This is a genomic window from Methylobacterium terrae (genome assembly GCF_003173755.1).
Taxonomy (GTDB): Bacteria; Pseudomonadota; Alphaproteobacteria; order Rhizobiales; family Beijerinckiaceae; genus Methylobacterium; species Methylobacterium terrae.
On the sequence record NZ_CP029553.1, the window covers coordinates 2,394,525 to 2,412,956 of the forward strand.

Here is an 18,432-nt window from a genome sequence, read left to right on the forward strand (position 1 = left end):
CCCGCGGGGGCCGCGGCGGCAGGGCTTGAGGAAGCGAGGCCGGTTTGGCGCACGAGGTGGGGACGGCGCGGGCGACGGTGCGGGTGCGCGCCCCGGCCCGGCTGCATTTCGGCTTCCTCGACCTGCATGGCGGGCTCGGCCGGCGCTTCGGCAGCGTCGGGCTCGGCCTCGACGCGCCCGGCATCGACCTCACCGCCTCCCGCGCCGACGGCCTCACGGTCACGGGCGGCGACGGCCCCGGCATCGCGGCCGAATGCGAGCGGGTGCGCACCTACGCGGCCCTCGCCGCCCGCCATCTCGGCGTGCCGGAGGCCGGCGCCTTCCATCTCGCGGAGGTCATCCCGGCCCATGCGGGCTTCGGCTCGGGCACGCAGCTCGCCCTCTCGGTCGCCGCGGCGCTCGCCGCGCTCCACGGCGCGCCCTTCGCGCCGGCGGCCTTCGCCGACGCCCTCGACCGCGGCAACCGCTCCGGCGTGGGGCTCGCCGCCTTCGTCACCGGCGGCCTGATCGTCGATGGCGGCCGCGACGACACCGATGCCGCCCCGCCGGTGATCGCCCGGCTGCCCTTCCCGGAGGCGTGGCGGGTGGTGCTGCTGCTCGATTCCGGCCGCACCGGCGTGCACGGCGCCGAGGAGCGCCGCGCCTTCCGGGAGCTGCCGCGCTTTCCCGCGGCGGAGGCCGCCGAGATCTGCCGCACGGTGCTGATGCAGGTGCTGCCGGCGGCCGCGACCGCGGACCTGCCGCGCTTCGGCGCCGGCATCACCGGGATCCAGCGCCGGATCGGCGACTACTTCGCCCCCCACCAGGGCGGGCGCTACGCCAGCGCCGCGGTGGCGGCGGCGCTCGCCGACGTCGAGGCCGCCGGCATCGCCGGCTTCGGCCAGAGCTCCTGGGGGCCGACCGGCTTCGCCCTCGCCCGCGACCAGGACGAGGCCGAGGCGCTGGTCGCGTCCTTGCGCGCCCGCCACCCGGACCTCGCCTGCCGCATCGCCCGCGGGCGCAACCGCGGGGCGGAGATCGGCTGAAACGCCGGCCGCCCGATTCGCACTAATGGACAGAGCACAGCCGGGACCGGCCGGCCTACAAGCGGCGCGGCGGCCGCCGCTCGTCGCGAGGCGAGCCGCGCCCGCGCCGTCGCTACCCTGGAGGAGGTCCGAATGGCCCGCTCGATCCTGCACATGCTGACGCCGCTCAAGCACATGAGCCCGTTCGACGTGAACATGGCGGTGGATGCGGGGTTCGAGGTCGTCTCGACCTATACGGGGGTGGAGCCCGGCGAGGTCGTGCCGCTGGTCCAGGACTCGATCTTCTCCCGCGCGCCGCAGGACGGCATCCGCACGGCGATCTTCATCGGCGGCAAGAACGCCGAGGCCGCCCTCGACATGGTGGATGCCGCGACCGGCGCCTTCGTGCCGCCCTTCGCCAACCACGTCTTCGCCGATCCGGCGGGCTCCTTCTCACCACCGGTGCCGCCATGGTGGCCTGCGCGCGGCGCGCCCTGAAGGAGACGTTCGGCGAGGCGCTGACGGGCAAGCGCGTCGCGATCTTCGGCGGCACCGGGGTCGTCGCCTATTGCGCGGCGGTGATCGCCGCGCAGGAGGGCGCGCACCCGGTCATCGTGGGCTACGACGGTCGCGAGCGGGTGGCGGCGATCGCGCGAGGCATGGGGGCGCGGTTCGGCGTCGCCGTCGAGGCCGCCGACGGCGCGACCCCGGAAGGGCGCCTTGCCGCCGCTCAGGGTGCCGAGGTGATCCTGTCCGCCGCCGCCGCGGGCGTGCAGGTGCTGAGCGCCGACGACCTGACCCGGGCCTCCCGCCTCCTCGTCGCCGCGGACGTCAACGCGGTGCCGCCGGCCGGCATCGCGGGGATCGACGTCCACGCCGACGCCGTGCCCCTGCCGAGCGGGCGGGGTGTCGGCATCGGGGCGCTCGCGATCGGCAACGTGAAGTACGGGACCCAGGCCGGCCTGTTCCGGCGCCTGCTCCAGGCCGACCAGCCCCTCGCCCTCGATTTCCGCGAGGCCTACCGCCTCGCCGTCGAGCTCACCGACCGCGCGGCCGCGGCGTGACGGCCGCGGCGGTCCTGATCGCGGCGCAGTCGGGCCGGGCGCTCGCCGCCGCGGCGCGGCGCGCCGGCTACCGCCCCTTCGTCGCCGACCTGTTCGGCGACGAGGATACCCGCGCGCTCGCCGCCGGCTACCGCCGCGTGCCCGGCCGCCTCGGCGCCGGGCCGGGGCCCCAGGGCGTCGAGGCGGCGCTCGCCGCGCTGGCGGCGGAGGCGGGCGACGCGATCGGCCTCGTCCTCGGCTCCGGCTTCGAGGGCGCGCCGGGGCTGATGCGGCGGCTCGCCGGGCGCCATGCCCTCCTCGGAGCCTCGCCCACGGCGGTCGCAGGCCTGAAGGACCCGGGCCGCTTCGCGGCCCTGTGCCGGCGCCTCGCCATTCCGCATCCCGAGATCGCGCCGGCGCCGGTCCCCGATCCGGAGGGCTGGCTGATCAAGCGGCGCGGCGCCTCGGGCGGCGGCCACATCCGCCCGGCGGGTCCGGGGCGGCTGCCCCCCGGCGCCTACCTCCAGCGCCGCGTGCCGGGAACGCCGCGCTCGCTCAACGCGCTCGCGGACGGGCGTGGGATCTCGATCCTGGCGGTGACCGAGCAATGGGCGGCGCCGGGGCCGGGCCGCCCGTTTCGCTATGCCGGCGCCGCCGGGCCGTCCGGCCTGCCGCCCGGGGTGCGCGAGGCGGCCGGGCAGGCGCTGGCCGCCCTCGTGGCGGCGACGGGCCTCCGCGGCCTCGTCAGCGCCGACCTGCTGGTCGAGGGCGAGGCCTGGTGGCTGCTCGAGATCAATCCCCGGCCCGGCGCAACCCTCGACCTGCTCGACCGCGGGCCGGCTCCCCTCTTCGAGGCCCATCTCGCGGCCGCCCGCGGCCGGCTGCCCGAGCATCGCCCGAGCCTCCAGGGTGCCGCCGCGACCGAGATCCTGTACGCCGATGCGCCGATCCCCGCCGTGCCGCCCCTCGACTGGCCCGACTGGGCGATGGACCGCCCGCCGGCCGGCAGCCGCGTCGAGAGGGGAGCGCCGATCTGCACGGTGATCGCCGAGGGGGCGGATGCGGGGGAGGCGCGGCGTGCGGTCGCTTTACGGGGCGCGGCGCTGCGGGCGCGGCTGGAGGAGCCGGCCGATGCTGGATTGGCTTTCGCCTCCCACCGCTCCATCCTCGAAGGACGAACGCGGGATCCCTCCCCCGAACGGGAGAGGGGTGAGGGTGGAGACGGTGCCGAACTGAACCCACGCCGTTGAACCGACGGCACGACGCCCAGCGCTTCACGCCGAAGCGCCACACCCTCGCCCCTGCCCCTCTCGGGAGAGGGGATCCCGCGCTTCATTCCTCACACAACGGGGCCCGCGAAGACCCCGATCGATCTGACCGGCCGTCCCGGGGCGCCATCCGCCTCGCTCCGGCCCGAGGGAGTGACACCATGAGTTCGACCCCCGCTACCGTCGCCCGCCCGAGCGTCAACGCCCTCGCCGCCCCCCTGGTCGAGGCGCTCGCCGCCGAGGCCGCGCGGCTGCGGCTCGCCGTGAGCCAAGCGCCGGACGGGCCGCGGCTGATCGATGCCGGGGCGGGCGTTCGCGGCTCGATCGAGGCCGGGCGGCGCATCGCCGAGATCTGCCTCGGCGGCCTCGGCACCGTGACGATCGCGCCCGCAGGTCCCCTCGAGGCCTGGCCGTTCACGCTCACCGTGCACAGCACCGATCCGGTGCTCGCCTGCCTCGGCAGCCAGTATGCCGGCTGGAGCCTCGCCGACGAGGAGGGGGATTCGGGCTTCTTCGCCCTCGGCTCCGGCCCCGGCCGGGCGGCGGCGGCGGTCGAGCACCTGTTCGAGGAACTGGCCTACCGCGATCCCGCCGGCCGCATCGCGCTCGTGCTCGAATCGGGGGGCCCGCCGCCGGCCTCGGTCGTCGCCAAGGTGGCGAAGGCCGCGGGCGTGGCGCCCTCCGACGTGACCTTCGTGTACGCCCCGACCCAGAGCCTCGCCGGCGCGACCCAGGTGGTCGCCCGGGTGCTGGAGGTGGCGCTCCACAAGGCGCACTCGGTCGGGTTCGACCTCGACGCCGTCGTCGACGGGATCGGCGCCGCGCCGTTGAGCCCGCCGCATCCGGACTTCATCCAGGCGATGGGCCGCACCAACGACGCCATCATCTACGGCGGGCGGGTGCAGCTCTTCGTCGAGGCCGACGATGCCGACGCCAAGGGGCTGGCCGAGGCGCTGCCGAGCACCACCTCGCGCGACCACGGCGCGCCCTTCGCGGAGATCTTCGCCCGCTTCAACGGCGACTTCTACGCCATCGACAAGCACCTGTTCAGCCCCGCCGAGGTGGTGGTGACCTCGCTGCGCTCCGGCGCCAGCCACCGCGCCGGCCGGCTGGTGCCGGAGCTGGTGGTGCGCTCATTCGCGTAGGGGCCGGGCCATGCGGATCGGGCTCGCGGCCGATAACGGCGCCTGGCACAAGGCGAAACTCCTCGCCGCCCTCGGTGATCTCGGCGCCGCGCCCGTGCTGTTCTCGCTCGCCGACGTCACGGTCGAGACCGGGCACGCCGAGCCGCTGCGGGTGCCGGGCTTTCCCGGCGCCTTGCCGGACGGGGTGCTGCTTCGCACCATCGCGGGCGGCACCTTCGAGGCCACCACGATGCGGCTCGGCGCCCTCCACGCGCTCGAGGCCGCCGGCACCGTGGTGTGGAACGGGCCGCAGGCCATCGAGCGCTCGGTCGACAAGGCGATGACGAGCCTGCTGCTCGCCCGCCACCGCATCCCGACGCCGGAGACCTTCGCGCTCTCGCGCCGGGAGGCCGCCGCGGCGGTCGTGGCCCGCGAGGCGGCGCCCGGCCGCCCGCTGGTGCTGAAACCCCTGTTCGGCTCGCAAGGCGAAGGGCTCCAGCTGATCTCGCGACCCGAGGAGCTGCCGCCCGAGGAACTGGTCGGACGGGTCTACTACCTCCAGCGCTACGTCGCCCGGCGCGACGGGGCGTGGCGGGATTACCGCGTCTTCGTCTGCGCCGGCCGGACGGTCGCCGCGATGATCCGCGAGGGCGACGGCTGGATCACCAACGTCCATCGCGGCGGCCGGCCGCTGCCGTGGCGCCCGCCGGCCCGGGCCGCGGAACTGGCCGAGGCCGCCGCCGCGGCGGTCGGCTGCGGCTATACCGGCATCGACCTCGTCGAGGACGGCGAGGGCGGCTTCCAGGTGCTCGAGGTCAACAGCATGCCGGCCTGGTCGGGCCTGCAGCAGGTGACGGAGGTCGACATCGCCCGGGAGGTCGCCGCCGGCTTCCTGGCGGCCGTGCGGGCGGGCCGCGCGCCCGGCCTCGCCGCCGTCGGGGCGGCGCGATGACCCCGCTCGCCCCGGCGGCGATCGCGGCGGCCTACCTGGCGGCGTGCCGGGCGGAGCTCGCGGCGATCAAGCCCGGCAACGTCCACGTCCACGCCGCCGGGCACCGGATGTCGGTGGCGGATTTCGAGGCGAGCGCGGTGCTCTCCGCGCCCCATGTCGCGGCGTCCGGTGCCCGGGTCGGGGCGCGGGCGGAAGGCGCGGTCGCCGCCACACGGGCCGGGATCGGCCAGAACACCAATCTCGGCATCGTGCTGCTCTGCGCGGCCCTCGCCGCCGCGGCCGAGCGGCCCGGCCCCCTGCGCGCCGGCCTCGCCGCGGTGCTGGCCGACCTCGATGCGGGCGATGCGGCCGGGGTCTACGCGGCGATCCGGCTCGCCGATCCGGGCGGCCTCGGCCGGGCCGAGCGCCACGACGTGACCGCGGACGGCCCGGTGCCGCCGCTGCTCGCCGCGATGGCGGAGGCCGCGGGGCGCGACCGCATCGCGCGGGCCTACGTGACGGGCTTCGAGGACCTGTTCGAGACCGGGCTGCCGGCGCTCGCGGCGGCGCGCGCGGCGGGCCTGTCCGAGCCCTGGACCACCACGGCGGTGCACCTCGCCTTCCTCACCGGCTTTCCCGACAGCCACCTCGCCCGCAAGTTCGGGCCCGAGGCGGCCGAGCGGGTGCGGGCGGAGGCCGAGGCCGCCCTGCGCGGGCTCGCCCTCGGCGAGGGCGCGCTGGGCCCGTTGATGGCCCACGACGCGGCGCTCAAGGCGGCGGGCCTCAACCCGGGGACCAGCGCCGACCTCACGGTCGCGACCCTGTTCCTCGACGCCCTCTGCCGGGAGAAGGCGGGAGATGCGATCGCGCCGGCCGCAAGCTGCCAATAAGTCCTAGTCCCGGCGCGGCTTTCCGGGACGCTTCGGGCCCGACATGGCCCAATGTACCGGCTTGCCCGGCTTGTTCACCGATCAGCGGCGCTGTAGTGTCCGCCCGCTATCCGGACAACCGGTTCGGCTTCCCGCTGAACGCCGACAGCAAGGATAGCGGAGCACGGCCGCATTGCTCGAGCGGCCGGCTAACCTTATCGACACCTGGGAGAACCCCCACATGGCGACGATCAATAAGGTGATGGTGGGCGAGGCCCTCGTCGGTGACGGCAACGAGGTAGCGCATATCGACCTCATCATCGGCCCGCGCGGCAGCGCCGCCGAGACGGCGTTCTGCAACAGCCTGACCAACAACAAGCACGGCTTCACCAGCCTGCTCGCGGTGGTCGCGCCGAACCTGCCGTGCAAGCCGAACACCCTGCTGTTCAACAAGGTCACCATCAACGACGCCCGCCAGGCCGTCCAGATGTTCGGCCCCGCCCAGCACGCCGTCGCCAAGGCGGTGCAGGATTGCGTCGCCGAGGGCATCATCCCGGCGAACGAGGCCGACGACCTCTACATCCTGGTCGGCGTGTTCATCCACTGGGAAGCCGCGGACGACGCCAAGATCGAGAAGTACAACTACGAGGCCACGAAGCTGTCGATCGAGCGCGCCATCAAGGGCACGCCGACCGCCGCCGAGGTCACGCAGCAGTACAAGACCGCCCAGCACCCCTTCGCGGCGAACGTCGCTTAGACAGGAAACCGTCCGGAACAGCCAGCGGCACCTCCCCCGCCGCCCCCGCCGCCTCCGCCGCAGGGACTGTTCCAGCGACTGGCCTCCATCTTCCTCGGACGCTGAGCGTAGGATCGGGAGGGCCCCCACCGGGCCCTCCCTTCTCGTTTGGGGGCTTCGACGGTCCTGGCGGTCGTCACGCCCGCAGCCGCCCGTCATGGATCGCGCTCGCGACCAGCACCCCGTCGGCGCCCGCCGCCTCCAGCGCCGGCAGGTCCTCCGGCCCGCGCAGGCCCCCGGCGGCGTAGAAGGCGGTGTGCGGCGCGCGCGCCTTGAGGGCGCGAAGGCCCGCGAGGTCCGGCCCGGCGCCGCTGCCGACCCGCGCCAGCGTCATCACGATCACCTCCGGCGGCCAGGCCGAGGCGTCCTCGTGCAGCTCCGCCGGTCCCATGGCCGACCCGTCGCGGCTGTCGAGGGAGAGCACCGCGCGGGCGCCGATCCGGCGCACCAGGCCGGCATCGGCCTGGCTCTCGCTGCCGAGGACCGGCCGGCCGAGGCCCGCCGCCAGGAAGGCCTCGACGCCCGCCTCGGTCGCGAAGCCGGCATCGACCCACAGCTCCACCCCGGGGCACGCCGCCGCGATCGCCCGCAGGGCGTCGAGGTCGGGCGGGGTGCCGTCGACGATCGCGTCGAGGTCGGCGACGTAGAGCCGGCGCGCCGGCCAGGCCGCGAGGAGGCCGCGCGCCACGTCGGCGGGGGCGGGGGTACCCGAGAGCGGCGTGACGATCGGGGCGTAGTGCGCGCGGTCGCCGGCCCGGGCCCGCACCACGACGCCGCCGCGCAGGTCGAGGACCGGCACCACCTCGGTCCGGGTTGCGGAAGGGGCGCCGCTCATGCGAGCCGAACCCGATGCAGGCAGATCGAGACCCGACCGTGACCCATCCCCATCCCTCCGTTTCGTTTCCTCGGGTCATCGGCTGGGACCTCGGCGGGGTCCATGTCAAGGCGGCCCTGGTCGAGGAGGCTCGCGGACAGGCTCGGGTGCGGGCGGTGGTGCAGGCGCCGTGCCCGCTCTGGAACGGCCTGCCGGCCCTCGACGCCACCGCCGCGGCCCTGCCGGACTGGACCCGCGCGCCCGCCCGCCACGTCGTGACGATGACGGGCGAACTGACCGACTGCTTCGCCGACCGCGCCGACGGCGTGGCGCAGCTCGCCGCCTGGGCGGCCGCGCACCTCGCCGGCGAGGTCGCGATCTATGCCGGGCGCGCCGGACTCGTCGCGCCGGAGAGCGCCGCCGAGGCCGCGCCGGACGTCGCCAGCGCCAATTGGCACGCCACCGCCGCCCTGGTCGGGACCCTGCGGCCGGACGCGCTCCTCGTCGATATCGGCTCGACCACCGCCGACCTGATCCCGGTCGTCGACGGGCGGCCCCGCGCGATCGGCTACAGCGACGCCGAGCGGCTGGAGACGGGGGAACTCGTCTATACCGGCGTGGTGCGCACGCCGCTCCTCGCGCTCGCGCAGGCCGCGCCGTTCCGCGGCCGGCGCACGGCGCTGATGGCCGAGTGCTTCGCCACCACGGCCGATGCCTACCGGCTGCTCGGGCTGCTGCCCGAGGCCGAGGACCAGCAGGACGCCGCCGACCTCAAGGGCAAGTCGGTGCGCGAGACCGAGATCCGCCTCGCCCGGATGATCGGCCGCGACCGCCACGAGGGCGGACGCGCCGACTGGGCGCGCCTCGCCGGCTTCTTTGCGGAGGCGCAAAGCCGTCTCCTGCACGACGCCGCCGGCCTGATCCTGTCCCGCGGCGAGCTTCCGGACGACGCGCCCGTGGTGGTCTGCGGCGCCGGCCGCTTCGTCGCCGCCGGGCTCGCCGCCCGGCTCGGGCGCCGGGCCGAGGATCTGGCGGACCTGGTCGCGCCCCGCCTCGCCCCCGAGGCCGCCGCGTTCGCGTCGACCTGCGGCCCGGCCCTGGCGGTAGCGCTCCTGGCGGCGGAAGGCTGACCCGTCGCTCAGATCCGCCGCGCGAGGGAGGCGCCGAGGCCGTCGTCGACGGCCGACCGCGCGCCGAGCCACGGCATGCTGATCGGGCTGTCGACGAGCAGCAGCAGGGTCCGGCGCAGCAGCTGGTCCTGGGTCTCGGGCCCGCCGACCGGCCCGAGCCCGACGCCGTTGAGCCGGTCGTCGAGTTCCCGGGTGGTGCCGAGGAAGCCCATGTGCCAGCCGGCGAAGCGACGCTCGGCGGCGAAGTCCATCTCGATCACCGCGAGCGTGTGGTGGCGCCGGTCGGCCAGGATCGCCTCGAAGATCGGCTGGACCCCGGATTGCGGGCCCTCCAGCACCTGGAAGAAGCCGACCCCGGTATAGACCAGCACCCCGGAGACGTCCGCCGCCCGGTTGCGCGTCCGGGCGGTGGCGATGAGGTCGGCGACGTGGCCGTGCCCGAGCATCACCTCGGTCGGATGCGCGGCCTTGCTCTTGTAGACGATGCGGAAGATGTCCTTGGACATCCGATTCTCCGGGGCGGCGATCCGGCCTGCATAGGCCGACCGGAGTGGATCGCGATAGCGCCCTGATGCAACCGCAAGAACTTTTATGTCACCCGCGCCACTCAGGATAGAATTCCTGCCCCGGATCAGCTGCGCCAGCGCAGCTCCCGGGGCTCGAGCGGGTTGACGAAGGCGGCGCCGGCCTCGCGGGCGCGCAGGAACTCGCGCTTGAGGCTGAAGTACCATTGCGACTGCACGTCGCTCTCGCCCATCAGCACCATCGCGGGCTTCCGGTCGAGGCCGCGCTGGGCGATCTGGAGCACGTCCCGGTCCTGGCCGAGGAACTGGCGCATCAGCGGCCGGGCGACCGGCTTGAGCAGGTTGAGGGCCGGGATGTTCCAGTACATCGCGTTGATGAGCGCGGTGCGCCCGTTCGCCAGCGGCGAGGCGAAGGTGTAGTTCGCCAGCCGCTTCTCGCCGGCGGTGATCCGCTCGAGCCGCACGCCCGGCAGGCGGAACTCGATCTCGACCTCCGGGATCGAGCCGAGCAGGCGGTAGGCGAGGGAGGCGGTCTTGGCGGTGTGGCTCGTCATGGTGAAGCCGAAGGGCGAGGGCGCGAAATGCTTCACCTTCTCCTTCATCGTCTTCGACGGGCGCCACCACCAGGAATCGTGCACGTAGGCGACGTGGGCCGGATCGACGAAGCTCAGCGCCACGAGGTCGAACGACGCCTCGACCTCCAGGATCTCGACGAGCTGGCCGCAATACTGGAAATCGACCTCCGGGATCGGCGGCGCCGCGCCCGGATCGCTGCTGGCTGGGCTCGCCGCGAGCGGGTTCGCGGCCGCGTGGACCCAGATCAGGCCGGACCTCTCGGCCACCGCAAAGCGGGCGAGGCGGACCGAGGCGAAGTTGGCGTCGTCCCGGCGGGCGAGCGCGGGGATCGCCGCGCAGGCGCCGTCGGGCCGGAACTGCCAGCCGTGGAACGGGCAGACGAGGTTGCCGTCGACGAGGCGGCCGGCCGACAGCGCCATGCCGCGATGCGGGCAGCGGTCGCGCAGCGCGAACAGCGCCCCCGATTCCTCGCGCCCGACCACCACGGCCTCCTCGCCGAGGCTCACCGCGCGCATCGCCCCGGGCCGCAGCGTGCGGCTCTCGCCGACGCAGTACCAGACGTCGTCGAGCGCCCGGCGGATCGGATCCCCTGTCATGCCTCTTCCACGGTCGTGATGCTCCCGGCCTTCGGCAGACGTCCTTACCCCATCCTGCAGGCCCGTGAAGCGCCGGGATGCGCGCACCCCCGCGCGCGGGGCGCATCGGTCGCGATCCGATCCGTTCGCGGGACGGCCGGAATCGCGGCGGCCGGGGAGGAACGCCGAGCGGGGCCGTTCGTTACCGTGCCGGCGCTGCCGCAACGCGAGTGCGCCGCGGACCCCCTTTCACGGCCGCCTCGACGGCCCCCCACATGCCAAGCCCCTGACGGAGGATGACACGATGAGCCTGCTCGGGACGATCGTCAGCAAGATCCTGCACCCCTTCGGCGGCGGCGAGGCCCAGGCGCAGACGCCGGGCGAGGCGACGAAGACCGACACCACCTCGGCCGGCGGCGGGGCCTCCGGCGGCGCGTCGTCGGGCGGCGACGTGCCGAAGGTCGACGGCAAGGTCGATGTCGAGGCGGTCCTCAACGACCTCGCCTCCAAGGCCGGTCAGCCGCTCAACTGGCGCACCTCGATCGTCGACCTGATGAAGCTGCTCCACCTCGACAGCAGCCTGTCGGCCCGCAAGGAGCTCGCCAAGGAGCTGAACTACACCGGCGACACAGAGGATTCGGCCACCATGAACGTGTGGCTGCACAAGCAGGTGATCAAGAAGCTCGAGGAGAACGGCGGCAAGGTGCCGGACGACCTGAAGGACTGAGGATGTCCCGGCCCGCTCCCTCCGGGGGCGGGCCTCACGTCCGACCGTCGGGCGGGCGCCTCGCGGCGAGGCGCCGGGCCTCCGCCAGGAGGCGTCTCGCATCCGCGACCGCCTCCTCGAGCCCGAGCCGCGCCTGGCGCACCTGCGCGGTGAGGCCCTCGCCCATCCGCCGCAGGCGCTCGGCGTCGACGTGGCCCTGCGCCGTCGCCAGCATGATCTCGTCCAGCCGCTCGCAGAGGTCGGCGAGGCTGAGGCCGCGGGGCAGGGCGGGCAGCCGGGGACGGGAGCGGCCTCGGGCAGGCCGACCAGCGGCAGGCGGGGCCAGGCGGCCCGCAGCCGCCCCACCACCTCCGGCAGCGCCGGCGAGGCGGACAGGCCCGCGCTCACCAGAGCGAGGTCGATCACCCGGAACCCCGGACCGGACGGCGCGACGCAGACCTCCGTTCCGATCGCGTCGAGGACGCCGTAGCCCTTGGCCGCCAGCTGCCCGGCGAGGACCGGCACCGCCTCGCCGGCTTTCCGCAGGACCATCAGGACGGGTTCGCAAGGGTCGCCCATCGCATCTGGGTAGCACGGGCGCCAGCGTGCCTGTAGCACGCCGTTTGACCTAAACTAGGCCGTGAGCCGGGACCGTCAGCGCCCGGTGCGCACCCGGGTCCAGAGGCGCGTCACCACCCGCTGGGTGCGGTCGTCGTAGGCGGTGTTGGTGAACAGCCGGCGGAAGGTGGCTTCGTCCGGGTAGATGCCGGGATCGGACAGGATCTCGGGCTTGACCAGTGCCTTCGCCGCCAGGTTGCCGCTGGCGTAGGAGACGAAGTTGGTGTTGGCGGCCGCCACCTCGGGCCGCATCATGAAATCGATGAAGGCGTGGGCCTCCGCCGCGTGGGGCGCGTCCTTGGGGATCGCGAAGGCGTCGAACCACATCAGGGCGCCCTGCTGCGGGATGGAGTAGGCGATGTCGACGTCGTTCTTGGCCTCGCGGGCGCGCTTTCGCGCCTGGAGCACGTCGCCCGAATAGCCGACCGAGAGGCAGACGTCGCCGTTGGCGAGCTGGTTGATGTACTCGGAGGAATGGAACTTCTGCACTGCGCCGCGGATGCGGAACAGCGCGTCGCCGGCCCGGTCGAGGTCGTCGATGCGGCGCGAATCGGGCTTGAGGCCGAGAGCCTGGAGCACGCTCGGGATGATGTCGTCCGGCGAATCCAGCATCGTGACGCCGCAATCCTTGAGCTTGGCGGTCAGCTCCGGACGCAGGACGATGTCCCAGGTGTTGAGCGGCTGGTTCGCGCCGAGGCGCTCGCGCACCAGCGCGGTGTTCACCCCGATGCCGGTGGTGCCCCACATGTAGTCGACGGCGTAGAGGTTGCCGGGATCGTAGGCCGCGAGCCGGGCCGTCACCTCGGGCCAAGCGTTCTTGAGGTTCGGGATCCTGGCCTTGTCGAGGGGCTGGAACGCGCCGGCCTTGATCAGGCGCTGCAGGAACGGCCCCGTCGGCACCACGATGTCGTAGCCCGAGCGGCCGGCGAGCAGCTTGGTCTCGACGATCTCGTTGGTGTCGTAGGTGTCGTAGACGACCCGGATGCCGGTCTCGCGGGTGAACGCGTCAAGCATCTTCGGGTCGATGTAGTCCGACCAGTTGTAGATGTTGACGACCCGCTCCGGCGCGGCCGCCGCGGTGCCGGCCGGCACCGCCACGAGGGCGAGAAGGCAGGCCAGGCTCCCGAGGAGACCTTGCCGCAGGAAGCCGCGCCGGAGGAGCCGCATCTCAGGCCCCGGTCGCGGCGATGATCGAGATCTCGACCCGGTATTGCGGGCCGGCGAGCTTCGCCTCGACGGTGGCGCGGGCCGGGGTGTGGCCGGCGGCGACCCAGCCGTCCCAGGCCCGGTTCATCTCGGCGAAGGTCGACATGTCGGCGAGGTAGATCGTGGCCGAGAGGAGCCGGGTCTTGTCGCTGCCCACATCGGCGAGCAGCGCGTCGATCTGGGCCAGGATGTCCTTGGTCTGCGCCTCGACGCCCTCGTTGTTCGAGACCTGATCCGCGACCTGGCCGGCGAGGTACGCGGTGCCGTTATGGACCACCGCCTGGCTCATCCGGGGGCCGGTCTCGAAACGCGTGATGGTCATCGACAAACTCCTCGAGGCCCTGGATCGGCGCTCCGGCGCCTTGTGCCGTCGAACCCCGGCCCGCGTAAAGGGCCCTCGCCGCGCCGGAACCCGGTCGCGAAGGGTCGATCGCGGCGCAACCACGGCGGGCCCGCGCGTTTGCCCTTCATCGAAGCGGAGCCGAAGGGCAGACCCCCATGCTTGCGATCCTGTGGACCATCATCATCGGCTTCGTCGCCGGTGTCATCGCCAAGTTCATCATGCCCGGCTCGGCCAACGAGCCGAGCGGCTTCATCATGACCACGCTGCTCGGCATAGTCGGTGCTTCGTAGTCTTCCTTTCGACTTCTCGGCCAGATCACCGGCTGGTACTCACCCAACCAGGGCGCCGGCCTGATCGCCTCGGTCGTCGGGGCCGTGATCGTTCTGGCGATCTTCGGCTTCATCCAGGGCCGCCGCCGCACCACCGCCCTCTGATCGTCGGGCCGGCGTCCCCCCGCCGGCCCTTCCCCTGAACGAAGCGAGGCCCGCGCCGGCATCCCGGCGCGGGCCTTCTCACGTCGGCCGAGCTTTCACGTCGGCTGAGCGGATCCGGGGCGCCGCGCGGGCGCCCCGGGCCTCGACGTCAGATGCGCGCCGGCGCGTGCGAGTCGCCGTTCATCAACGACTTGGCGGCGCAGTGGCCGGTGGCGCCGCGGATCGCCAGGAGCGAGCCGGCCACCAGGGCCGCGAGGCTCAGGAACTTGTTCGGCCGGGGCTGCGCCGCCGCGGCGGCCAGGCCGAGGCCGAGCACGACCGAGATGGCGCGCTCCTTGGTGGTCAGGTTGCGCTCGCCGCCGAACACGTCGTTGATCAGGTCGTTGGCCATGGGGGCTCCGTCGGGCTGAAAGGCGCGGACGAGTGTCCGCTCTCGTCGCGGTGCGAACGCGGCCGGACGCGGACGTTCCCTGGCGGAGACGGGGTCCTCAGCCCTGCGGGGCCTCTGCGATCAGCCGGTCGTCGATCTCCCGGGCCCGGATCGCCGCCGGGCGGTCGACGAGGCGCGCCACGTAGGCCTCGTAGGCCGGGCGCCGCTCGATTCCGCCAAACTGCATGCCCCACATCAGGTGCGAGCCGAGATAGAGGTCGGCGGCCGAGAAGCGCCCGCCGGCGAGGTACCCGCCGCCCGAGACCGCCCCTCGAGGGCGTCGAGGACCTCCGCGAGGCTGCCGTAGCCGACCATCGCGCGCATCCGGGGATCGTCCGGCACCACGACGCCGAGCGCCTTGTTGGTCACCGCCGCCTCGACCGGCCCGGCCCCGAAGAACAGCCAGCGGTAATAGGCGCCGCGCTCCGGGCTGTCCGGCGCCGGGGCGAGGCCGGCCTGCGGGAAGGCGTCGGCCAGGTAGGCGCAGATCGCCGCCGTCTCGGTCACGGTGACGCCGCGGTGGCGCAGTGCGGGCACCTTGGCCAGCGGGTTGACGGAGCGGTAGGCCGCCTCCTTCATCGCCGGGCCGTAGCCGAGGATCTCGGTGCGGTAGGTCGCCCCGACCTCCTCCAGCATCCAGCGGACGATGCGCCCGCGCGACATCGGGTGGGTGTAGAAGACGAGATCGTCGCTCATGCGCTGCCTCCCCGGCGGGCGAATCAGCGGCGCCCGCGATAGACCTTGAAGCAGAGGCGGGGCTGAGCGGGAAGAAGGACGGCGGCGGGCGGTTCACAATTCCAGGAATACCGCAGCCGGAAAGCCGAACCGAACAGCCAGCGCTCGCGCCTGACGCGGGTTGATCCGGCGCTTCCCGTCCAGGATCTCGGACACGACCGATTGTGCCCCGATTTCGGGAGGTCGGACTGCCCTAGGCCGCGCTCCTGCATAACGGCGCGCAACACCTCGGCGCCCGACGCCATCGGGAGAGGCCGGCGCTCCTCGTCATAGGCTTCGATCAGGTCGCCCATGCGGGATGCTAGTAGGGAGAGGGAATGGTCCTCGTCCTCGCCGGCGAGGGCCAGCACCTCGTCTAGCTGCTCGACCAGCCGCTGGTACGCTTCATCCGTCGTCGGTTTGGTGAGCAACGGCGCGAAGTAGGACCAGTGCTCGGCAACCTGCTTCACACAACAACCGTCATCGCCATTTCCCCTTGTCGTATTGGGAATGATCCATGATGTCCTGGATATATATCTTGCCGAATTTAGAATTTACGATCGCAATCAGGCAAATTTGTTGCCACCGATGTCGAACACGTGGAAACGGCCGACTTTGTCGGTGGCTGGGAAGAGCCCCTTCATGCCGGCGAAATCAGCAGGAGCCGATGCCTTGATCAGCCTGTACCACGCATCGAGTGCGCTCGCCGTGTGCGGCCACCGCTGCTTCGCCTCCCAGATGCGCGCTTGGGTGATGACATGCATGGCAGGCTATCGCAATTTGCTATAACCATGAAACTAGAAGCGCCTCGATCTGGACGCAAGGGATCTTAGTGAACCAGCCGGCCTGACGCAGCCTTTCGCGGCAAACACGAAAAAAGCGCGGTCCCACAGGACCGCGCTTCTCGTAGAACCGGGCGGCGGGAGCCCTGACAGGCTCCCGCCGGATGGTCAGGCGATCACTCGCCGCGGGGCTGCCGCTCGCGGGAGCGGTCGGCGTCGCGCTGGGCCTTCAGCTTCTCGGTGAGGTCCTCGCCGGTCTCCTGGTCGACTACCTTCATCGAGAGGCGGATCTTGCCGCGATCGTCCTGGCCGAGGAACTTCACCTTCACCTTGTCGCCCTCCTTCACCACGTCGGTGACCTTGGCGACGCGCTGGGCGGCGAGCTCGGAGATGTGGACGAGGCCGTCCTTGGCGCCGAAGAAGTTGACGAAGGCGCCGAACTCCATCGTCTTCACGACCGTGCCCTCGTAGATCATGCCGACCTCGGCCTCGGCCACGATCGAGCGGATCCAGTTGTAGGCCGCCTTGATCGCCTTGCCGTCGGCCGAGGCGATCTTGATGATGCCGGTGTCCTGGATGTCGATCTTGGCGCCGGTCTTCTCGACGATCTCGCGGATCACCTTGCCGCCGGTGCCGATCACTTCGCGGATCTTGTCGGTCGGGATCTGCATCGTCTCGATGCGCGGCGCGTGCTCGCCGAGCTCGGGACGGGCGGCGGTGAGGGCCTTCGCCATCTCGGCGAGGATGGTGGCGCGGCCGTCCTTGGCCTGGGCGAGCGCCACCCGCATGATCTCCTCGGTGATGCCGGCGATCTTGATGTCCATCTGGAGCGAGGGTGATGCCCTCCTCCGTGCCGGCCACCTTGAAGTCCATGTCGCCGAGGTGGTCCTCGTCGCCGAGGATGTCGGACAGCACCGCGTAGCGCTCACCCTCGAGGATGAGGCCCATGGCGATGCCGGCCACCGGACGGCGCAGGGGCACGCCGGCATCCATCAGCGACAGCGAGGCGCCGCAGACCGAGGCCATCGAGGACGAGCCGTTCGACTCGGTGATCTCCGACACGACGCGGATCGTGTAGGGGAACTCGTGGGCGGCCGGCAGGACCGGGTGCACGGCGCGCCAGGCGAGCTTGCCGTGGCCGATCTCGCGGCGGCCGGGCGAGCCCATGCGGCCGGTCTCGCCCACCGAATAGGGCGGGAAGTTGTAGTGGAGGAGGAACGTCTCCTTGTAGGTGCCCGAGAGCGCGTCGATGAACTGCTCGTCGTCGCCGGTGCCCAGCGTCGCCACCACCAGCGCCTGGGTCTCGCCGCGGGTGAACAGGGCCGAGCCGTGGGTGCGGGGCAGCACGCCGACCTCCGACACGATCGGGCGCACGGTCTTCACGTCGCGGCCGTCGATGCGGGAACCCGTGTCGAGGATGTTCCAGCGGACCACCTTCGACTGGGCCTCCTTGAAGGCGGCCTTGATCTTCTCGGCCTCGAAGCGGGCCTCGCCGTCGGTCGGAGCAAGGGCGGCCATCACCTTCGCCTTCACGGCGTCGACGGCGGCGTAGCGCTCCTGCTTGACGGTGTTCTTGTAGGCCTCGCGCAGGTCGGTCTCGCCGACCTCGAGCACGGCCTTCTCGACCTCGGAATTGTCCGCGGGCTGGAAGTTGCGCGGCTCCTTGGCGGCCTTCTCGGCGAGACGGATGATCGCCTCGATGACCGGCTGGAAGTGCTTGTGGCCGAACATCACGGCCCCGAGCATCACGTCCTCGGACAGCTCCTTGGCCTCGGATTCGACCATCAGCACGGCGTCCTGGGTGCCGGCGACGACGAGGTCGAGGGTCGAGCCCTCCATCTCCTGGATGGGCGGGTTGAGCTTGTACTGGCCGCCGACATAGCCGACGCGGGCCGCGCCGATCGGGCCCATGAACGGCACGCCCGAGAGGGTCAGCGCCGCGGAGGCCGCCACCATGGCGAGGATGTCGGGGTCGGTCTCGAGGTCGTGCGAGAGCACGGTCACGACGAGCTGGGTGTCGTTGCGCCAGCCCTCGACGAAGAGGGGGCGGATCGGCCGGTCGATCAGGCGGGAGACCAGGGTCTCCTTCTCGGAGGGACGGCCCTCGCGCTTGAAGTAGCCGCCCGGGATGCGGCCGGCGGCGTAGGTGCGCTCCTGGTAGTTCACCGTGAGGGGGAGGAAGTCGATGCCGGGCTTCGGCTCCTTCATCGACACCACGGTGGCGAGCACCGAGGTCTCGCCGTAGGTGGCGACCACGGCGCCGTCGGCCTGGCGGGCGACCTTGCCGGTCTCGAGCACGAGCTTGCGCCCGCCCCACAGCAGCTCTTCGCGTTGAACGTCGAACATTGTCGTCATGCCTTCCTGCGGTCCGGGAGGGCGGCGCCAGCGCAAGACGGCGAGGGGCTCATCCGATGAGCCACCGGCGATCCTGCCCTGGCGGTCGCGGCCCGCATCCTTGCGGGTCCCGGCAGAGTGGGGCGGCCGGACCCATTCCGGCCCACCGGGACGGGCGAGCGCCCCTTCGTGGAAAGGGCGGCTCACCCGC

Annotated in this window: 17 protein-coding genes and 4 pseudogenes; 10 read left to right on the forward strand and 11 right to left on the reverse strand. The window is 72.7% G+C overall.

Annotated elements, in window-relative coordinates; translation table 11 throughout:
* Window positions 1-44 precede the first annotated feature (44 nt).
* From DK419_RS10780 to fae, 7 genes and pseudogenes are all read left to right on the forward strand, one after another.
* Window positions 45-1,025, forward strand: a complete 981-nt coding sequence (locus DK419_RS10780) for a beta-ribofuranosylaminobenzene 5'-phosphate synthase family protein (protein ID WP_109959076.1) — start codon at window positions 45-47, stop codon at window positions 1,023-1,025.
* A gap of 132 nt (window positions 1,026-1,157) precedes the next feature.
* A pseudogene (locus DK419_RS10785) lies at window positions 1,158-2,068 on the forward strand (NAD(P)-dependent methylenetetrahydromethanopterin dehydrogenase).
* On the forward strand, window positions 2,065-3,297 hold the full coding sequence (locus tag DK419_RS10790; protein ID WP_109959077.1) for an ATP-grasp domain-containing protein: 1,233 nt from the start codon (window positions 2,065-2,067) through the stop codon (window positions 3,295-3,297). Before DK419_RS10785 ends, DK419_RS10790 begins: the two are co-directional and overlap by 4 nt.
* A 179-nt stretch (window positions 3,298-3,476) precedes the next feature.
* Window positions 3,477-4,460, forward strand: coding sequence for a methenyltetrahydromethanopterin cyclohydrolase (gene mch, locus DK419_RS10795; RefSeq protein WP_109959078.1), 984 nt, complete (start codon window positions 3,477-3,479; stop codon window positions 4,458-4,460).
* Window positions 4,461-4,470: 10 nt separating this feature from the next.
* The gene (locus DK419_RS10800; RefSeq protein ID WP_109959079.1) at window positions 4,471-5,391 is read left to right on the forward strand and encodes an ATP-grasp domain-containing protein; all 921 of its coding nucleotides are present in this window, start codon (window positions 4,471-4,473) and stop codon (window positions 5,389-5,391) included.
* On the forward strand, window positions 5,388-6,260 hold the full coding sequence (locus tag DK419_RS10805; protein WP_109959080.1) for a triphosphoribosyl-dephospho-CoA synthase: 873 nt from the start codon (window positions 5,388-5,390) through the stop codon (window positions 6,258-6,260). Before DK419_RS10800 ends, DK419_RS10805 begins: the two co-directional genes overlap by 4 nt.
* Window positions 6,261-6,480: 220 nt before the next feature.
* Window positions 6,481-6,996: a formaldehyde-activating enzyme gene (gene fae / locus DK419_RS10810; RefSeq protein WP_048436284.1), complete on the forward strand. Its 516-nt coding sequence runs from the start codon at window positions 6,481-6,483 to the stop codon at window positions 6,994-6,996.
* Between the two features lie 175 nt (window positions 6,997-7,171).
* On the opposite strand, the gene DK419_RS10815 is transcribed toward fae, so the two are convergent.
* Complete coding sequence (locus DK419_RS10815) at window positions 7,172-7,870, reverse strand: HisA/HisF-related TIM barrel protein (protein ID WP_109959081.1); 699 nt, start codon at window positions 7,868-7,870, stop codon at window positions 7,172-7,174.
* A 14-nt stretch (window positions 7,871-7,884) separates the two neighbouring features.
* Here DK419_RS10815 and DK419_RS10820 point away from each other — a divergent pair, with 14 nt between their 5' ends.
* Window positions 7,885-8,979 carry a hydantoinase/oxoprolinase family protein gene (locus tag DK419_RS10820; RefSeq protein ID WP_109959082.1) on the forward strand — a complete coding sequence of 365 codons (1,095 nt, stop codon included), beginning with the start codon at window positions 7,885-7,887 and terminating at the stop codon, window positions 8,977-8,979.
* Window positions 8,980-8,987: 8 nt separating this feature from the next.
* Here DK419_RS10820 and DK419_RS10825 read toward each other — a convergent pair whose 3' ends face one another.
* Together DK419_RS10825 and DK419_RS10830 are read right to left on the reverse strand one after the other, a co-directional pair.
* A complete protein-coding gene (locus DK419_RS10825) occupies window positions 8,988-9,485 on the reverse strand; it encodes a BLUF domain-containing protein (protein WP_162561192.1) in 498 nt (165 codons plus the stop codon).
* Window positions 9,486-9,610: 125 nt separating this feature from the next.
* Window positions 9,611-10,675: an aromatic ring-hydroxylating oxygenase subunit alpha gene (locus DK419_RS10830; RefSeq protein WP_109959084.1), complete on the reverse strand. Its 1,065-nt coding sequence runs from the start codon at window positions 10,673-10,675 to the stop codon at window positions 9,611-9,613.
* 283 nt (window positions 10,676-10,958) lie between these two features.
* On the opposite strand from DK419_RS10830, the gene DK419_RS10835 reads away from it, so the two are divergent.
* Window positions 10,959-11,381 carry a DUF3597 domain-containing protein gene (locus DK419_RS10835; protein ID WP_109959085.1) on the forward strand — a complete coding sequence of 141 codons (423 nt, stop codon included), beginning with the start codon at window positions 10,959-10,961 and terminating at the stop codon, window positions 11,379-11,381.
* A 34-nt stretch (window positions 11,382-11,415) separates the two neighbouring features.
* Here the strand turns inward: DK419_RS10835 and DK419_RS10840 are convergent, their stop codons facing one another.
* From DK419_RS10840 to DK419_RS10855, 3 genes are all read right to left on the reverse strand, one after another.
* On the reverse strand, window positions 11,416-11,595 hold the full coding sequence (locus DK419_RS10840; RefSeq protein WP_109959086.1) for a hypothetical protein: 180 nt from the start codon (window positions 11,593-11,595) through the stop codon (window positions 11,416-11,418).
* A gap of 419 nt (window positions 11,596-12,014) precedes the next feature.
* The gene (locus tag DK419_RS10850) at window positions 12,015-13,145 is read right to left on the reverse strand and encodes a polyamine ABC transporter substrate-binding protein (protein WP_109959088.1); all 1,131 of its coding nucleotides are present in this window, start codon (window positions 13,143-13,145) and stop codon (window positions 12,015-12,017) included.
* A 1-nt stretch (window position 13,146) separates the two neighbouring features.
* Complete coding sequence (locus DK419_RS10855) at window positions 13,147-13,506, reverse strand: RidA family protein (protein ID WP_109959089.1); 360 nt, start codon at window positions 13,504-13,506, stop codon at window positions 13,147-13,149.
* Window positions 13,507-13,682: 176 nt separating this feature from the next.
* Between DK419_RS10855 and DK419_RS10860 the strand changes: the two are divergent.
* Window positions 13,683-13,961, forward strand: a pseudogene (locus tag DK419_RS10860) (GlsB/YeaQ/YmgE family stress response membrane protein).
* Between the two features lie 148 nt (window positions 13,962-14,109).
* Here the strand turns inward: DK419_RS10860 and DK419_RS10865 are convergent.
* The 5 genes and pseudogenes from DK419_RS10865 to pnp form a co-directional block, all read right to left on the reverse strand.
* Window positions 14,110-14,352 (reverse strand): YgaP-like transmembrane domain, encoded by a 243-nt coding sequence (locus DK419_RS10865; protein WP_109959090.1) that lies wholly within the window; start codon window positions 14,350-14,352, stop codon window positions 14,110-14,112.
* 97 nt (window positions 14,353-14,449) lie between these two features.
* Window positions 14,450-15,087, reverse strand: a pseudogene (locus tag DK419_RS10870) (glutathione S-transferase family protein).
* A 23-nt stretch (window positions 15,088-15,110) separates the two neighbouring features.
* On the reverse strand, window positions 15,111-15,575 hold the full coding sequence (locus DK419_RS10875; RefSeq protein ID WP_245442901.1) for a hypothetical protein: 465 nt from the start codon (window positions 15,573-15,575) through the stop codon (window positions 15,111-15,113).
* A 96-nt stretch (window positions 15,576-15,671) separates the two neighbouring features.
* Complete coding sequence (locus tag DK419_RS10880) at window positions 15,672-15,869, reverse strand: type II toxin-antitoxin system HigB family toxin (RefSeq protein ID WP_342587219.1); 198 nt, start codon at window positions 15,867-15,869, stop codon at window positions 15,672-15,674.
* Window positions 15,870-16,063: 194 nt separating this feature from the next.
* A pseudogene (gene pnp, locus DK419_RS10885) lies at window positions 16,064-18,233 on the reverse strand (polyribonucleotide nucleotidyltransferase).
* Window positions 18,234-18,432 lie beyond the last annotated feature (199 nt).

Excerpts from the sequence above, each read along its gene's own strand:
- DK419_RS10855 (WP_109959089.1), bottom strand. The coding sequence starts at position 13,506 with ATGACCATCACGCGTTTCGAGACCGGCCCCCGGATGAGCCAGGCGGTG.
- DK419_RS10820 (WP_109959082.1), top strand. The coding sequence starts at position 7,885 with ATGCAGGCAGATCGAGACCCGACCGTGACCCATCCCCATCCCTCCGTT.
- DK419_RS10840 (WP_109959086.1), bottom strand. The coding sequence starts at position 11,595 with ATGCTGGCGACGGCGCAGGGCCACGTCGACGCCGAGCGCCTGCGGCGG.
- DK419_RS10850 (WP_109959088.1), bottom strand. The coding sequence starts at position 13,145 with ATGCGGCTCCTCCGGCGCGGCTTCCTGCGGCAAGGTCTCCTCGGGAGC.
- DK419_RS10815 (WP_109959081.1), bottom strand. The coding sequence starts at position 7,870 with ATGAGCGGCGCCCCTTCCGCAACCCGGACCGAGGTGGTGCCGGTCCTC.
- DK419_RS10830 (WP_109959084.1), bottom strand. The coding sequence starts at position 10,675 with ATGACAGGGGATCCGATCCGCCGGGCGCTCGACGACGTCTGGTACTGC.
- DK419_RS10805 (WP_109959080.1), top strand. The coding sequence starts at position 5,388 with ATGACCCCGCTCGCCCCGGCGGCGATCGCGGCGGCCTACCTGGCGGCG.
- mch (WP_109959078.1), top strand. The coding sequence starts at position 3,477 with ATGAGTTCGACCCCCGCTACCGTCGCCCGCCCGAGCGTCAACGCCCTC.
- DK419_RS10825 (WP_162561192.1), bottom strand. The coding sequence starts at position 9,485 with ATGTCCAAGGACATCTTCCGCATCGTCTACAAGAGCAAGGCCGCGCAT.
- DK419_RS10865 (WP_109959090.1), bottom strand. The coding sequence starts at position 14,352 with ATGGCCAACGACCTGATCAACGACGTGTTCGGCGGCGAGCGCAACCTG.
- DK419_RS10880 (WP_342587219.1), bottom strand. The coding sequence starts at position 15,869 with ATGCATGTCATCACCCAAGCGCGCATCTGGGAGGCGAAGCAGCGGTGG.
- fae (WP_048436284.1), top strand. The coding sequence starts at position 6,481 with ATGGCGACGATCAATAAGGTGATGGTGGGCGAGGCCCTCGTCGGTGAC.
- DK419_RS10835 (WP_109959085.1), top strand. The coding sequence starts at position 10,959 with ATGAGCCTGCTCGGGACGATCGTCAGCAAGATCCTGCACCCCTTCGGC.
- DK419_RS10800 (WP_109959079.1), top strand. The coding sequence starts at position 4,471 with ATGCGGATCGGGCTCGCGGCCGATAACGGCGCCTGGCACAAGGCGAAA.